Source organism: Paenibacillus sp. FSL H8-0048 (assembly GCF_038002825.1).
Taxonomy (GTDB): Bacteria; Bacillota; Bacilli; order Paenibacillales; family Paenibacillaceae; genus Paenibacillus_AQ.
Genome location: NZ_JBBODF010000001.1, coordinates 2,200,347 through 2,214,778, shown reverse-complemented (window position 1 = coordinate 2,214,778; position 14,432 = coordinate 2,200,347). Strand labels below are relative to the sequence as shown.

Below are 14,432 nucleotides of genomic sequence, written 5' to 3'. Positions count from 1 at the left end.
CGTTCTGCTGGCTGCCGGACAGGCTGTATTATAGAAAGGAGCATGAATATGAATCTGCGTAAGCCTGGATGTGCCAGCCGCTGGCACAGTACCTCCATCCGTGTACGTTATCAGGAGACGGACCAGATGGGGGTGGTCTATCATGCCAACTATTTGATCTGGTTTGAGTGCGGCCGTACGGAGATGTTCCGTGAGCTGGGCTTTGATTACCGGATGCTGGAGGGACTCGGCCTGCTGCTGCCGGTAACCTCTGCAGATTTGCAATTTAAAAGCCCCGCGCGATATGATGATCTTATTACCGTGTATGCGCGGTTAACTACCTTCTCGGCTCTGAGGGTTGTGTATGAATATGAAATCCGCCGGATGGCGGCGGGTCAGGAAGGGCAGGAGCGGACCGCAGGCGAGCTTCTGGTCAGCGGCTCGACGAGCCATGTCTGGCTGAACGGGGAGTGGAGGCCGGTGCGGATTGACAGGGCACAGCCTGAGCTGTTCCAGGCCATCCTGGCTGCGCTGAAGGAAGAAGAATAGCGTTAACGTAAGGAAGAAGGAGGAGCAGTATGATCAGGAACAAATGGCTGTGGGCCGCCTTATTTGCAGTCCCGGCCGTGGAATTATTCGGTTTCATCTATGTCTCAAGTTTTCTTGGAGCGCCCAAGACACTGCTGATCATGCTGGCTACTTCAGTCATCGGTTTGCTTATGATGCGGTTCGAAGGCAAGAAGGTGCTGCAGGACAGCAGAACACATATGCAGGAGGGCCGGGTGCCCGGACGGACCATGCTGGACGGCTTATGTATTTTCTTCGGCGGTCTGCTGCTGATTCTCCCGGGATTTGTCACAGATCTGATCGGCTTTACTCTGGTATTTCCGCTGACCCGGCCGGTCTACCGGGTTTTTCTGCTCAAATGGATCGAGAAGAAGATGAAAAACGGCACGTTCACCTTCTACCGCAGGTAGCGGGTGGGCGTTTGCTGGCGGTATGGTGTGTCAGAAGGTGTTCAGTTGCAGGGTACTGCGGCTGGATGCCTTTTTGGCGTTAGGGGGTTGTGGGGGGAGCAGCAGCGGCCGGGAACAGTTGGATATTGTCCACTTACTGGTGGGCGCAAGAGACACTCTAAGCTTTTAGTTGGAAAAACAACACTTATTAGGCTGCAATTTCTCTCAATGGGCGATGTTCGTAGAATTAAGTGACGTTTTTCCAACTGTTACTCTAAAAAGTTTAAAAACTTCTAAAACAGTATACGTTTATCCAACTAATAGGCCATCAGTAATAAGAGTGTGAGAATTACTTTAACTACACTTATCCCTAATGGTTCGCTATGCTCAACTAGTTTCGAACCTTGCCCCCTAATACAGCCTGCCGCTAAGGATATAGGTGCGCAGGGCGCGGAATACGCCGGCGCGGGCGAACGCGTCGAGAATAACGAGCAGCACAGGGCCGAGGATCAGGCCCAGCATGCCCATCAGCTGAAGGCCGGCGAACATGCCGATCAGCATGGCGAGCGGATCGACGCCGATACTGCTGGCGAGTACCTTGGGCTCCAGCACCTGGCGGGTGATCAGGATGACGCCGTAGAGCACCAGCAGCCCGATGGCCAGCGCCATGTTCCCGGTCATGTATGAATATAAGGCCCAGGGCAGAATGACGATACCGACGCCCAGATAAGGAATCAGGTCGACGATGCCGATGGTCAGGCCGATGGCGAAGGCTGATTTGACCCCCAGCAGCAGCAGGCCGATGATCACAATTACCGCCGTTACGGAGATCAGCACCAGCTGGGCGCGGATATAGCCGAACAGCGCCTTGCGCAGATCCTTCCAGATCTCCGACACCGGTCTCAGCAGCGGGGCCGGGAGCAGGGCGGTCAGCTTGGCATTATGCCGTTCCCAGCCGGTGCTGAGGAAGAAGGCGGCCAATACGATGACAATCAGAATGGTGCCAAGGCTCGGCAGCGAGGAGATCAGCTTCAGGATGATATTGAAGAATCCGGTAATCATCTGCGTCACGGCTTGGCCGACAGTTTCTGTGGTCCGGTTGATATTGCTGTCAATGGTGGCATGATAACCCGGATTGTCGTGGTAAAACTGGTTGATTTGGTTAATAATATTTTGAATGCTGGCATTGCGGCTTAAGGACAGCAACAGCTCCCGCCACTGATCGGTATGAAGATCGAAGGTCTGGAGCAGCCCGATCAGCTCTTTAACCAGCCGGGTGATGAGTGCGGTCAAGACAAGTGCGATGCCTCCGATGTAGAACAGCAGCGAGAGGGATACGGCGAGCCAGCCGGGGAGCTTCATCCCCTTCAGGATCAGGACCAGCGGATGCATAAGATAAGCCAGCAGCCAGGCGATCAGCAGGGGGTATAGAAGCGGCAGCAGTACATATGCAGCCAGCAGAATCAGGGCGGCAGCAAGCACGACCCAGAGGCCGCGCAGCATTCTTTTAAGCACAAGTGTATCGATCATCGGTCCCTCCTACTCTGGGGGATTCCAGAAATAACGGCTCGTCTTATATATATTCATAAGGGGTGTGAAAAGACTAGCAGCGGTAGAAAAGCGCAGGCGGCGGCCATATCCATAACCTGGAAGCTGGTTCGTGAAACAGATTTTGCGTTCGTTTTTTTCTATCCCTCCGATAAAATCATTTGATGTCCTGCAAAGCTTCCACGTTGTTCACATAACCGTCAAAATCCGGTATGATAATTAAAGGTTAAAGAGCAGAAATCTAGTTGCATTCTTCTGAGCCGGTCCTGAAGCTTTTTTCAGAGAGAGTTGAAATACTTGGAAATGTAAATGTTTACATGAGGTTTGAAGCGGCACTATACACTCTTGTTGGCAAAGGAGAGAGATACTATGACAGCTACTAAAGGACTTGAAGGCATTGTTGCAACGACCTCCTCAATCAGCTCTATCGTAGATGGAGTGCTCACTTACCGCGGCTATGATATTGACGATCTTGCGGACCATGCCACATTTGAGGAGACTGCTTATTTGCTGTGGTTCGGCAGTCTGCCGACGGTGCCGGAGCTTGAAGCTCTGCGGCGCGAGCTCAGCGCTCATGCTGCGATCCCTGAGCAGGTGCTCACTCAAATGAAGCTGTATCCCAAGGAAGCCAACACCATGGCCGCTTTGCGCTCTGCCGTATCGAGTCTGGCCCTGTACGATGAAGCTGCCGATGATATGAGCAAGGAAGCGAACCAGACCAAGGCGCTGAAGCTGCAGGCGCAGATTCCGACTGTAGTCGCCGCACTGGCGCGCATCCGCAAAGGCCTGGAGCCGGTGGCGCCCAAGGCGGGACTGACCATCGCCGAGAACTTCCTCTACATGCTGTGGGGCAAAGAGCCGGATGCGGTATCCGTCAAGGCGCTGGATACGGCGCTTGTGCTGCATGCTGACCATGAGCTGAACGCATCGACTTTTGCCGGGCGGGTAACGGTTGCGACCTTGTCCGACATCTATTCCGGTGTGACTTCGGCGATCGGGGCGCTTAAGGGGCCGCTGCATGGCGGGGCGAATGAAGCCGTAATGAAGATGCTGGAGGAGATCGGCAGCCTGGACGCGGTGGAGCCGTATATCCAGGGCAAGCTGGAGCGCAAGGAGAAGATTATGGGCTTCGGACATCGTGTCTACAAGAACGGGGATCCGCGCGCCAAGCACCTGATGAAGATGTCCAGCGAGCTGGGCACGATGAAGAATGACACCAGTCTCTATGACATGTCGGTCAAGGTGGAAGAGCTGATCACCAGCCAAAAGGGGCTGAAACCGAACGTCGATTTCTATTCGGCATCGGTCTACACACAGCTGGGGATCGAACGGGAGCTGTTCACCCCTATCTTCGCCATCAGCCGGACTTCGGGCTGGACAGCCCACATTCTGGAGCAGTATGAAGACAACCGTATCATCCGTCCGCGTGCGGAATATACAGGCATGTCCGACATGAAGTATGTCCCTGTAGACGAGCGATAACAGGGCGGCAGGGAGGGCGGCCCTTGCGGGCTGCTCTGCCCCTTTAGTACAATGAATGATATGAATGCTTATACATTATACTTTTAGGAGGAATATCTACAAATGTTGAAACTGGAACAATACGATCTGCCCACAGAAGGCGAACAAATTACAATCGAAGACGGCAAGCTGCTGGTTCCGGATCAGCCGATCATTCCATTCATTGAGGGTGACGGGACAGGCCGTGACATTTGGAAAGCCTCCAAGCGGGTGCTGGATGCAGCTGTAGAGAAAGCCTACGGCGGTAAGAAAAAAATTGCGTGGTACGAAGTGTTTGCCGGAGAGAAGGCCTTCAATACATATGGTGAATGGCTGCCGAACGACACGCTGGAAGCGATCCGTGAGTACATTGTGGCAATCAAGGGCCCGCTGACTACTCCAATCGGAGGCGGTATCCGCTCCCTGAACGTGGCGCTGCGCCAGGAGCTTGACCTGTACGTATGTCTGCGTCCGGTGCGCTACTTCGACGGCGTTCCTTCTCCGGTGAAGCATCCTGAGCTGGTGGATATGGTTATTTTCCGTGAGAACACTGAGGATATCTATGCGGGGATCGAATATCAGGAAGGCTCCGCCGAAGTGAAGAAGGTGATCGAATTCCTGCAGAAGGAAATGGGCGTGAACAAAATCCGCTTCCCGGAAACATCCGGTATCGGTATCAAGCCTGTATCCGAGGAAGGCTCGAAGCGCCTTGTTCGTTCAGCAGTAGAGTATGCAATCAAGCACGGACGCAAGAGCGTGACTCTGGTACACAAAGGCAACATCATGAAATTCACTGAAGGTGCCTTTAAGAACTGGGGCTATGAAGTGGCTGAACAGGAGTTCGGCGATAAGGTCTTCACCTGGAACCAGTACGATGTCATCAAGGAGCGCGACGGTGAAGCGGCTGCGAATGCTGCCCAGAAGGAAGCCGAAGCGGCAGGCAAGATCATCGTTAAGGATGCCATTGCGGATATTGCTCTGCAGCAGGTATTGACCCGCCCGACAGACTTCGATGTCATTGCGACGCTGAACCTGAACGGTGACTATCTCTCCGACGCACTGGCTGCCCAGATTGGCGGCATCGGTATCGCTCCGGGAGCGAATATTAACTATATTACGGGACATGCTATTTTTGAAGCTACACATGGTACGGCACCTAAGTATGCTGACAAGGATGTAGTGAATCCGGGCTCTGTTATTCTTTCCGGCGTCATGCTGCTTGAGCATCTGGGCTGGCAGGAAGCAGCTGACCTGATCTACAAGGGAATGAGTACAGCGATTAACAACAAGACGGTTACTTACGACTTTGCCCGCCAGATGGAAGGCGCCACTGAGCTGAAATGCTCTGCTTTTGCTGACGAGATCATCAATCATCTGTAAGCAGGCTGGGCCCGTAAATATTACAGATATAAGCTGCACATCCGTGTAGCTTATATCTATGTAGCCGCCTGTAGACTATCATGCGGCGCTCGACCAGTCCGCTGATTCGGTCCACGCGGTGACTTCCTCTGTAACCGTGTAACCCCGGCAATCTGCCGGAGCCCCTCAAATTGAAAATGGAGGAGATTACGATGGGTCATATTTTCTTTTTTCTGCATATGATCGGAACGCTGGCGCTTGGCTTCTATCTGGTGCTGCCGTTTATCTTAAGCGGGACGGCTAAGCTGTCCTCCCCGGCTAAGGAAGGCACGCTCAGTGCAATCGGTGGTTTCAACCGCTTTGCCCAATACGGGCTGGTGATTCAGCTGCTGACCGGCGGCTACATGATGACCAAGGGCGAGTATTCTGTACCTTGGATGATCATTGTTACGGTGCTTCTGCTGGCTATGTTCGCGTTCGGCGGAATTATGACCAAGCCTCTGCGCCTTGCTGCGGCAGGCATGAGAGAGAACCGTGATGTCTCTGCGGAGACTGCCAAGATCCGTACCATGAGTCTGCTGCTGATGGTCTCGCTGGTCGTCATGATCTTTTTCATGGTGTATAACACAATTATCTAATGAACCTGCTGCCGGATGGGTAGTAGGGTGCTTACAGCTCTGGAAGCCTCGGCCTCCAGGGCTGTTTCGTATGTCTGGAAGCACATTGCTGGAGATTGTTCCCAACGGCCGTGGATTCCGCTACACTGTGATTAGGTACTTAGTTCATTTGGGATCACATACATAGGAGCGTGGCAGTAATGATTGGAAGAAAAATAGTAACGGCGGGGCTAAGTCTGGGCTTGCTGCTGGGTTCATCCGGGGTTATATATGCGGCAGCCGATTATGAAGGACACTGGGCACAGAAGCCGATTAGCCGCTGGCTGGAAAAGGGATGGCTGAAGGGATTCGCGGACGGGTCAGTCCGGCCGGATCAGGCGATCACCAGAGCGGAATTTATCAAGTTGATCAACGGGTTCGCCGGGCTGACGGCGGAGAGCAAGGTGAAGGCCGATTTCAGCGATCTGCCTAAGACGGACTGGGCCTACGAAGAAATCTCTAAAGCACTCGATGCGGGCATTATTAAGGGTTATGGCGGCACGATTCGTCCGGGCGATCCCGTTATGCGCCAGGAGGCGGCGATTATGGTGAGCAGATTGCTGCATTATGAGACGGGGAGCACGGAGGTATTATCCATGTTCAGTGATGAGGATCAGATTGCAGGCTGGAGCCAAGCCGATGTCGCTGCTATGATCAATGCCGGAGGAATGAGGGGATACCCGGACGGACGGTTTGCTCCAAAACAAGCGATGACCCGGGCCGAAGCGATTGCACTGCTGGATTACTGCAACGTCACAAGCGGCGGCTTGCAGAGTGTAACTATCAGCCGTTCTGAGGGGCTCGGAAGCTTTGAGCCGGGAGCCATCAAATACTATAACAATGTCACCGTATCCGGCTATGATGTGCTGCTGCAGAATCTTAAGATATTTGGAGACCTGGTCTTGGAAGAAGGAATTGGCAACGGAGAGGTGGACTTGGACAGTGTTGAAGTGTTAGGGAAGGTCATCATACAGGGAAGCGGAGATCCCTTAGTGCAGCTCAAGAACACAACCCTGAACCAAGTGATTGTGCAGAAGAAGAGTGGAACTGCCCGCCTGGTAACCGAAGGTGCAACATGGGTGAAGGCGGTGTCGGTACAATCTAATGTGATTCTGGAGGAGGATCAGGGTACAGGTGCCGGGTTCACAGATATTGATCTGCCATCCGGCCCTGCAGCCGGGCTCGCAGTGATGCTTAAGGGCAATTTCGGAGACGTGAACGTTGAAGCCGATGGACCCAACCTCCACCTGCAAAAAGGCTCCATACGCACGGTCAAGACCGCTGCCTCTGCATCAGGACTTAAGATGGAGCTGGATGAAGGCACAACGGTTACTCAGGCTATTCTGAATACGTCAATGAAGGTTACGGGAACAGGCAGAGTTCTGGATGTAATTGTGAAAGAAGATGAATAGAATCCTGAATGAAAAGTTGCTCTTCTAAAGGGCGTCATGCGGAGCATAGAAGAATGTATGCGACAAACCGAATATATTTAGCATGATGATGCTCCTTAAGTGTAGCATAAGGTCTCAGCATCTCTCCCCAGTCTGGTTCTATATCCCGTTATGCCCCAGGTACTCCCGGTCCAGTATTGCATAGAAGTATTGGTTGACCCACTGGTTGTTCCAGTGTATTTCTTCCCGGAATACGCCCTCGCGGACCATGCCTAACCTGTCCAGTACCTTGATGGATGAGGTATTGTATTCATTGCACATAGCCACGACTCTGTGGGCCCTCCATTCTTTAAAAGCAAGCTTCAAGGCCAGCTGAGCCGCTTCGGTGCAGTAGCCTTGCCCCCGGTATTCAGGGAAAAGGCTGTAGCCCAGCTCCCAGCTCTCGCGCTCTTTTACATACCAGTGCAAATGCACTTCACCTGCAGGGGGTGCCTCCGGGGAGGCGAGCCGGATCACGAATTGTTTGTACCAGTCGCTATGGATTCGTTCCGCCACGGTCTTCCGGACTGCCTCCTTGTCGGTTGGAATCATATCCTCGAAGGGCCAGAGTGAGGCGTTGGTTTCAAGCGTTGTGATGAAATCGATATCGTCCGGGGTGACCGGAGAGAGTGAAATTCTTGCGTTCATTTTGCAAAACCTCCTGTTAGTATGATTTCGATCCTACAGATGTCACTATGCTGTGTTATGGTGCCGAAGCGGCCATTAACAATCCCGATGCTTGTATGATGCAGCGACGGCCGTCCGGTTCCATCGATTACCGTTCCGTTCACCAGCAAGAAGCGCTCATTTCCCATGATAGAAGCGTCCCCTCCGTTAAGGTAGTTGTCGTTCCTCACCAAGTATAGGGCTTTCCCCTTAGCGGATATAGATAATATTCTCTTTGGAAACGTTCGTTGCATACTGTACTAACGTCCCGCTAGAGGTGCCGGTGAATGAAGATTAGCTGTTTGGGCGGCTGCCAAGTGTGGTAAGTAACATAACGTACAGCCAAGCAGGCACACTGCCTGATGCATAAACACCAGACCTTAAGCCATGCTAACATGATCAATCAACATTACTGTGGACAGCGAAAGGAGAATGGATTATGCCAGACACTAACAAACAACCTGTCAAAACCCTGCCCCCGCAGGTACAGGATCAGCGCCCCGGAATTGAGAGTGAGATGAACCCGCTCCCGGAGTTTGAGACCCCGGCGTACAAGGCCGCAGGCAAGCTGCTGGGCAAGGTCGCGCTTATTACCGGAGGCGACAGCGGGATCGGGCGTGCGGTTGCCGTTCATTTTGCCAAGGAGGGCGCGGATGTGGTGATCTCCTACTTGAACGAGCATGAGGATGCGGAAGAGACCAAGCGCCAGGTGGAGCAGGAGGGCAGAAAGTGTATTCTGATCGCCGGGGACATCGGGGACGAATGCTTCTGTCAGAGCTTGATTCGTCAAACGGTTGAAGGACTCGGCAAGCTTGACATCCTAATCAACAATGCGGCGGAACAGCATCCGCAGGACCATATTGAGGACATCACAGCGGAGCAGCTGGAGCGCACGTTCCGGACGAATATTTTCTCCATGTTCTATCTGACCAAGGCAGCCATGCCTCATCTTAAAAAAGGCGCTACGATCATTAACACCACTTCCATCACGGCGTATCGCGGCAGCCCGCAGCTGCTGGACTATTCGTCCACCAAGGGAGCGATTCTCAGCTTCACCCGTTCGCTGTCGATGAATCTGGCCGATAAGGGCATCCGCGTGAACGCGGTAGCGCCCGGACCGATCTGGACCCCGCTGATTCCGTCAACCTTTGACGCGAAGAAGGTCAGTGAGTTCGGCGGCACCCAGCCGATGAAGCGCCCGGGACAGCCTGAAGAGCTGGCACCGGCGTATGTATACCTGGCCTCGGACGATTCCTCCTATGTGAGCGGACAGGTGATGCATGTGAACGGCGGCGAGGTTGTCAACGGCTGATGGGTGCGGGATGCAGATTTGTGTGCAACATATAACTTCTATTGTAAAAAGCCTAACCGCTTGCCGGCAGGCTTTTTTTCTGCGCTTGTAACTATTACAATATATTTCCGTCTATTTAGATAATTGGATATGAAAAGGGGATTGGGATGCTTAGAAAAAAAGGATTCATTCTATCGGCAGCGGGGATTTTTGTTTTTCTGGTAGTGTTCATTTATTTGACTCCTTTTGCAGGGAGACTTGTGGCAAATACAAGGTTGGAAGGATATGCAAAAAGCATTGGGATTAGAATTACACAGGAATCGCCGCCGCTACCCCTTGTTACTTCCGGTAAAACCCAAATTCCAGTTACCCAAGGCAGCTATTGCTGGGGGAATTTAGGATGTGCGGATTATACAGGAGGACAATCCATGGTACAGGGGGTTACTCCCACTGTTATAGCCTCTGGGGGGAAGATCGATGTTGCTTTTACTTATAAACCGGCACCCGATGAGGTAAACGTTCAGCAATTTGTCGATGATAAAGAAGTGCAAATTCCATTGAAGAACGGCTCTTTTAATGCTCCAAAAGAACAAGGCGTTTATTACTACGGCATATCAGCATTCTGGACAACCGAGGATGGTAAATTTTCAGAAGGGAGTTCATCTGTGGTTTTTGTAATTGAAGTAAAATCTACGAAAGAATAGCTCTAACAGGAATTATATGCTAATATACAACAAGCAAGACGAAACAACCGCATATGAACGATCACTAGGGGTGCCGCAAGGCTGAGACGGGCGTAGTTGTCCGGACCCTTTGAACCTGATCTGGTTTATACCAGCGTAGGGAAGTGGAGAACGAATATTGCAGCGGGGTACACGGCTCATCCCGGTATTCCTGCTTATATTCCAGACTGCTTCCTTATGGGAGTGGTCTTTTTTGTGTTGGCGCGCGGTTTAGAATGAGCTGGAACAGACGGGAGGGGAAAGAGTGTTGTATGAGATTCATGCGGTCTCGGACGGGCGGCTACAGCCTGAAGCGCTGGCGGAATGGGCCGTTGCGGTACATTCTATGGTGGATTATATCCATCTCCGCGAAAAAGCCATGTCCGCCCGCGAATTGCTGGCGGCGGCACAGCAGATGCTTCAGTCCGGGGTTCCGTCTTCGAAGCTGGTCATTAATGACCGGATCGATGTTGCCCTGGCCGCCGGGGCAGGCGGTGCACAGTTAGCCTGGCATAGCCTTCCGCCAGCCGCAGTGCGCGGCCTTGCACCCGGCCTGCGGATCGGCAGATCGGTCCACTCGCGGGAAGAGGCGGCGGAGGCTGGAAGGCAGGGAGCAGACTTCTGCCTCTACGGGCATGTGTTCCCTACGGCCTGCAAGCCCGGACAGCAGGCACGGGGACTTGCGCAGCTGGCCGAGGCTGTCCGCTGGAGCCGCATACCGCTGATTGCGCTCGGCGGGATTACCCCGGGCAATGCCGGAGCGGTGCTGGCTGGGGGGGCGGCTGGCATTGCGGTCATGTCGGGGATCTGCGGAGCCCCAGATCCGGTGGCAGCGGCCTTGGCCTACAGGGCAGCGGTTCACAGGGTGGCAGAGCAGTCTTGTAACCCATGAGATGGATCAAGTAAAAGGCGCGGCAGGAGGTGAACAGACATGATCGTGACCGTTAACGGGAAGAGGCACAGGCTCGAAGAGAGCTGCCGGACACTGGAGGATCTGCTGGCCCGGCCCGAGTGGGCCGGTAAGCTGGTAATTGTCGAGCTGAACGGTGAACTTGCCGGCAGAGAGGTTTATGGAGAGACACTGCTTAGCGAGGGGGACCGGGTGGAGCTGGTTCATTTTGTAGGCGGAGGCTAAACACAAAGACTTATCCCAGGAGGCGTTAAGATGCAAGATCCATTGATGATTGGCGGCGTGACTCTAACCAGTAGACTATTCATTGGCACCGGAAAATACAGCCGTAACACCCTCATTCCCGAGGTCATTACGCGATCAGGCTCACAGGTTATTACCGTTGCCCTGCGCCGGGTAGACCCGGAGAGCAGTGACAATATTGTCAGCCATATTCCTTCCCATATGACCTTGCTGCCTAATACCTCAGGTGCGCGCACCGCAGAAGAGGCGGTACGGATTGCCCGGCTGGCGAGATCGGCGGGGCTGGGCAACTGGGTGAAGATTGAGGTCATCAACGACCAGAAATATTTGCTGCCGGATAACATGGAGACGATCCGGGCGACCGAGGTCCTTGCAGCAGAGGGCTTCGTGGTGCTTCCGTACATGAGTCCTGATCTGTCCGCTGCCCTGCGGCTGAAGGCAGCGGGGGCTGCGGCTGTGATGCCGCTAGGGGCACCGATCGGGTCCAACCGCGGGCTGCAGACCAAGGAGCTGATCCGGATTCTGATCTCCGAGACGGATCTGCCGGTGATCGTGGATGCCGGAATCGGCAGACCGTCCGAGGCGGCTGAGGCGATGGAGATGGGCGCTGCTGCGGTCCTGCTCAATACAGCGATTGCCACCGCTTCAGATCCGCTGCTGATGGCAGAAGCCTTCCGCGCTGCGGTATCCGCAGGGCGCAAGGCTTATCTTGCCGGACTGGGGCCTGTAGAAGAGACGGCGGCAGCCTCTTCACCGTTGACCGGGTTCTTGGCCTGACAGATGGAATAGGGAGGAGAGGAACGGTTATGAGCTTTTATGAGACGATGACCCGGCTGGAGCAGCTTCCTTACGGGACGCTATGGAGCCGGTATACGGCAGAGGATGTGAAGCGCGCGCTTCGTGCAGAGCAAGTCGATGAAGAGGGGCTGATGGCCCTGCTGTCACCGGCAGCGGAGCCTTATCTGGAGGAGATGGCACAGAAGGCGCACCGTTTAACGCGTACGCATTTCGGCCATGTGATGCAGTTGTTCACACCTATGTATCTGGCTGATTTTTGCGTGAATCACTGCACGTATTGCAGCTTCAGTTCTATTTATGATTTTCCGCGCAAAAAACTGACGCTGGAACAGGTCGCCCGGGAAGCAGAGACCATCGCAGCCACGGGCCTGCGCCACATTCTGATACTGACCGGAGAATCCCGGAGGGACAGTCCGGCTGGTTATGTGAGAGACTGCGTGGATGTGCTGCGCGGATACTTCTCCTCCGTCAGCATTGAGGTGAATCCGCTCTCGACAGCCGAATATGCTGAGCTCAGAGAAGCCGGCGTGGACGGTCTGACGCTCTATCAGGAGGTCTACCACCAGGAGACTTATCGTACGCTGCATGTAAAAGGCCCCAAACGCGTCTACCGCAACCGGCTGGATGCTCCCGAGCGGGGCTGTGAGGCCGGCTTTCGTTCAGTAAATATCGGGGCCCTGCTCGGCATGTATGAATGGCGGCAGGAGGCGCTGGCCACTGCGCTGCATGCGAGGTATCTGCAGGACAAGTACCCGGAATGCGAAATCGGGTTGTCGACGCCCAGATTCCGTCCTTACTTAGGCGAATTCAACCCCGCAAGCGACGTAACCGACCGGGCGCTGGTGCAGATCATCCTGGCGTACCGTCTATTCCTGCCGCGCTCCGGCATCTCGCTGTCCACACGTGAGCCTGCCGCTCTGCGCGATCATCTGGTCCAGCTCGGCATCACGAAGATGTCCGCAGGGGTATCCACCGAAGTGGGCGGGCATTCCCTGGAAGGGGGAACCCCGCAGTTTGAAATCTCGGACAACCGCAGCGTGGCTGAGATGGCCGAGATGCTGCGTTCGCAAGGACTCCAGCCGGTATTCAAGGACTGGGATATCCTGTCCGAGCCGCTTGGCTTGAGTAGGCAAGCTGGTTTGGCTTAGTTTCATGTGACCAAACTGGATGTAAGTTACCCTGATCAGGCTGACCGGATGAATTAAAACTGAACAGATTAATCGAATCTACTTGAACAGATTAACCAAATCAAGTTAAACTGACCAGACATACTAATGAATCTAAGTTGACCAGACTGACTAAATCAACTGAACTTAATCAGACTAATTCAATCAACTTATATTGACCAGAATAATCGTGCCTGACTTAACCTGCCCGTTTGCAAATAACCCGCCATGAGGCGGGTTATTTGCATTGTATAAGCGTTCTGGGCTGCGCGTGGGCCGGATATATGCGGAAAACCGAATACAATCGCTAGCGCGAAGGCTGATGGACCAAATGTAAGCGAAAAACAGAACACAATTTCCTGCACGAATGCGCGTGGGCTGGATGTGCGCTCCTCAGGGCTGATACCGGATGCATTCAGAAAGCAGTCGGATGGAGAAATGTGCTGCTACTTAAGAGTGGCATAGGGTATTCGCATTGTTCAGATATTAGTGTTCCAGTCAACGCTAGGAGCCAACGCTATGCGAATGCCATACTCTAATTACTCTATAGATTCAGACTCTCCGGCAGACTGCCCCTGATTCGCGCTGGAAGACAGCTCGTCTAGCGACATCTCGAAGCCCGGAGCCATGTGTTCAAGGAAATACTCCATCTCCGGCATCTCCAGCACATGCAGCTTCGCAGCGGTCTGCTCCCGGGCGGCGGCGAATTCGCGGTTGCCTGCGGCGACCTCCCAGACGCATTTCAGGTAAGCGTCAAGCACATCCGCTGCCTTGACGTAGCGGAGCAGTCCGGCATCCTCGAAGCCGGGCGGGCTGGTGTGCGGCTGCAGGAGCGGCGCGTAGACTGCGCTCAGCTCCGGCGGGATCATGGCCGCCAGCCGGTCGGCGGCCACCTGCTCCATCTCGCGGAAGCTGGACAGCAGACGCGAGTTGTTATGCTTCACCGGCGTGGCGATGTCGCCGGTGAAGACCTCGGTGGCGTCGTGGAACAACGCCATCGTGGATGCGCGGTCGGCGTTCAGCGACCGGCCGAAATGGGCATTGCCAATGGTGCACAGCATGTGCGCCAGCAGGGCGACCTGGAACGAATGCTGCGCCACGTTCTCCGGAGCGGTGCTGCGCATGAGGCTCCAGCGCTGGATATATTGCAGCCGGTAGAGATAGGCGGAGAAATGGTAGTTCAATTTTGAAGTAACCCCTTTCATGAG

At 54.1% G+C, this 14,432-nt stretch carries 16 protein-coding genes and 1 riboswitch; of the genes, 12 read left to right on the top strand and 4 right to left on the bottom strand.

The features are described 5' to 3' along the window. Positions 1–48: 48 nt before the first annotated feature. Both NSU18_RS09625 and NSU18_RS09620 read left to right on the top strand, forming a co-directional pair. The gene (locus NSU18_RS09625) at positions 49–528 is read left to right on the top strand and encodes an acyl-CoA thioesterase (protein WP_341020167.1); all 480 of its coding nucleotides are present in this window, start codon (positions 49–51) and stop codon (positions 526–528) included. 29 nt (positions 529–557) lie between these two features. After that, a complete protein-coding gene (locus NSU18_RS09620; protein WP_341020168.1) occupies positions 558–956 on the top strand; it encodes an FxsA family protein in 399 nt (132 codons plus the stop codon). Between the two features lie 390 nt (positions 957–1,346). Here NSU18_RS09620 and ytvI read toward each other — a convergent pair whose 3' ends face one another. Continuing rightward, positions 1,347–2,462, bottom strand: a complete 1,116-nt coding sequence (gene ytvI, locus NSU18_RS09615) for a sporulation integral membrane protein YtvI (RefSeq protein WP_341023202.1) — start codon at positions 2,460–2,462, stop codon at positions 1,347–1,349. 390 nt (positions 2,463–2,852) lie between these two features. On the opposite strand from ytvI, the gene citZ reads away from it, so the two are divergent. The 4 genes from citZ (at position 2,853) to NSU18_RS09595 (ending at position 7,410) form a co-directional block, all read left to right on the top strand. Further along, on the top strand, positions 2,853–3,965 hold the full coding sequence (gene citZ / locus NSU18_RS09610) for a citrate synthase (protein WP_341020170.1): 1,113 nt from the start codon (positions 2,853–2,855) through the stop codon (positions 3,963–3,965). A gap of 102 nt (positions 3,966–4,067) precedes the next feature. After that, positions 4,068–5,363 (top strand): NADP-dependent isocitrate dehydrogenase, encoded by a 1,296-nt coding sequence (gene icd, locus NSU18_RS09605; RefSeq protein WP_341020172.1) that lies wholly within the window; start codon positions 4,068–4,070, stop codon positions 5,361–5,363. A 191-nt stretch (positions 5,364–5,554) separates the two neighbouring features. Continuing rightward, on the top strand, positions 5,555–5,980 hold the full coding sequence (locus tag NSU18_RS09600; RefSeq protein ID WP_076082918.1) for a hypothetical protein: 426 nt from the start codon (positions 5,555–5,557) through the stop codon (positions 5,978–5,980). Between the two features lie 179 nt (positions 5,981–6,159). Further along, on the top strand, positions 6,160–7,410 hold the full coding sequence (locus tag NSU18_RS09595) for an S-layer homology domain-containing protein (RefSeq protein ID WP_341148875.1): 1,251 nt from the start codon (positions 6,160–6,162) through the stop codon (positions 7,408–7,410). A gap of 138 nt (positions 7,411–7,548) precedes the next feature. Here NSU18_RS09595 and NSU18_RS09590 read toward each other — a convergent pair whose 3' ends face one another. Together NSU18_RS09590 and NSU18_RS09585 are read right to left on the bottom strand one after the other, a co-directional pair. Continuing rightward, positions 7,549–8,076 carry a GNAT family N-acetyltransferase gene (locus tag NSU18_RS09590; protein WP_341148874.1) on the bottom strand — a complete coding sequence of 176 codons (528 nt, stop codon included), beginning with the start codon at positions 8,074–8,076 and terminating at the stop codon, positions 7,549–7,551. Then, positions 8,073–8,243 (bottom strand): hypothetical protein, encoded by a 171-nt coding sequence (locus tag NSU18_RS09585; RefSeq protein ID WP_341148873.1) that lies wholly within the window; start codon positions 8,241–8,243, stop codon positions 8,073–8,075. Before NSU18_RS09585 ends, NSU18_RS09590 begins: the two co-directional genes overlap by 4 nt. Before the next feature lie 290 nt (positions 8,244–8,533). On the opposite strand from NSU18_RS09585, the gene NSU18_RS09580 reads away from it, so the two are divergent. The 6 genes from NSU18_RS09580 (at position 8,534) to thiH (ending at position 13,206) form a co-directional block, all read left to right on the top strand. Then, positions 8,534–9,406 (top strand): SDR family oxidoreductase, encoded by an 873-nt coding sequence (locus NSU18_RS09580; RefSeq protein ID WP_341148872.1) that lies wholly within the window; start codon positions 8,534–8,536, stop codon positions 9,404–9,406. A gap of 146 nt (positions 9,407–9,552) precedes the next feature. Then, positions 9,553–10,089: a hypothetical protein gene (locus NSU18_RS09575; RefSeq protein ID WP_341020179.1), complete on the top strand. Its 537-nt coding sequence runs from the start codon at positions 9,553–9,555 to the stop codon at positions 10,087–10,089. A 56-nt stretch (positions 10,090–10,145) separates the two neighbouring features. Next, a riboswitch (TPP riboswitch) is annotated at positions 10,146–10,248 on the top strand. Positions 10,249–10,372: 124 nt separating this feature from the next. Continuing rightward, the gene (locus tag NSU18_RS09570) at positions 10,373–10,999 is read left to right on the top strand and encodes a thiamine phosphate synthase (protein ID WP_341148871.1); all 627 of its coding nucleotides are present in this window, start codon (positions 10,373–10,375) and stop codon (positions 10,997–10,999) included. A 39-nt stretch (positions 11,000–11,038) separates the two neighbouring features. Then, positions 11,039–11,242, top strand: a complete 204-nt coding sequence (gene thiS / locus NSU18_RS09565) for a sulfur carrier protein ThiS (RefSeq protein ID WP_341148870.1) — start codon at positions 11,039–11,041, stop codon at positions 11,240–11,242. A 30-nt stretch (positions 11,243–11,272) separates the two neighbouring features. After that, positions 11,273–12,037: a thiazole synthase gene (locus tag NSU18_RS09560; RefSeq protein ID WP_341148869.1), complete on the top strand. Its 765-nt coding sequence runs from the start codon at positions 11,273–11,275 to the stop codon at positions 12,035–12,037. A gap of 29 nt (positions 12,038–12,066) precedes the next feature. Next, entirely contained in the window at positions 12,067–13,206 is a 1,140-nt protein-coding gene (gene thiH, locus NSU18_RS09555) for a 2-iminoacetate synthase ThiH (RefSeq protein ID WP_341148868.1), read from the top strand. Positions 13,207–13,763: 557 nt separating this feature from the next. On the opposite strand, the gene yfbR is transcribed toward thiH, so the two are convergent. Further along, on the bottom strand, positions 13,764–14,408 hold the full coding sequence (yfbR, locus tag NSU18_RS09550) for a 5'-deoxynucleotidase (RefSeq protein WP_341148867.1): 645 nt from the start codon (positions 14,406–14,408) through the stop codon (positions 13,764–13,766). Positions 14,409–14,432 lie beyond the last annotated feature (24 nt).

Excerpts from the sequence above, each read along its gene's own strand:
- citZ (WP_341020170.1), top strand. The coding sequence starts at position 2,853 with ATGACAGCTACTAAAGGACTTGAAGGCATTGTTGCAACGACCTCCTCA.
- NSU18_RS09580 (WP_341148872.1), top strand. The coding sequence starts at position 8,534 with ATGCCAGACACTAACAAACAACCTGTCAAAACCCTGCCCCCGCAGGTA.
- NSU18_RS09595 (WP_341148875.1), top strand. The coding sequence starts at position 6,160 with ATGATTGGAAGAAAAATAGTAACGGCGGGGCTAAGTCTGGGCTTGCTG.
- thiS (WP_341148870.1), top strand. The coding sequence starts at position 11,039 with ATGATCGTGACCGTTAACGGGAAGAGGCACAGGCTCGAAGAGAGCTGC.
- NSU18_RS09585 (WP_341148873.1), bottom strand. The coding sequence starts at position 8,243 with ATGGGAAATGAGCGCTTCTTGCTGGTGAACGGAACGGTAATCGATGGA.
- NSU18_RS09625 (WP_341020167.1), top strand. The coding sequence starts at position 49 with ATGAATCTGCGTAAGCCTGGATGTGCCAGCCGCTGGCACAGTACCTCC.
- NSU18_RS09590 (WP_341148874.1), bottom strand. The coding sequence starts at position 8,076 with ATGAACGCAAGAATTTCACTCTCTCCGGTCACCCCGGACGATATCGAT.
- NSU18_RS09620 (WP_341020168.1), top strand. The coding sequence starts at position 558 with ATGATCAGGAACAAATGGCTGTGGGCCGCCTTATTTGCAGTCCCGGCC.
- NSU18_RS09600 (WP_076082918.1), top strand. The coding sequence starts at position 5,555 with ATGGGTCATATTTTCTTTTTTCTGCATATGATCGGAACGCTGGCGCTT.
- icd (WP_341020172.1), top strand. The coding sequence starts at position 4,068 with ATGTTGAAACTGGAACAATACGATCTGCCCACAGAAGGCGAACAAATT.
- NSU18_RS09560 (WP_341148869.1), top strand. The coding sequence starts at position 11,273 with ATGCAAGATCCATTGATGATTGGCGGCGTGACTCTAACCAGTAGACTA.
- thiH (WP_341148868.1), top strand. The coding sequence starts at position 12,067 with ATGAGCTTTTATGAGACGATGACCCGGCTGGAGCAGCTTCCTTACGGG.
- NSU18_RS09575 (WP_341020179.1), top strand. The coding sequence starts at position 9,553 with ATGCTTAGAAAAAAAGGATTCATTCTATCGGCAGCGGGGATTTTTGTT.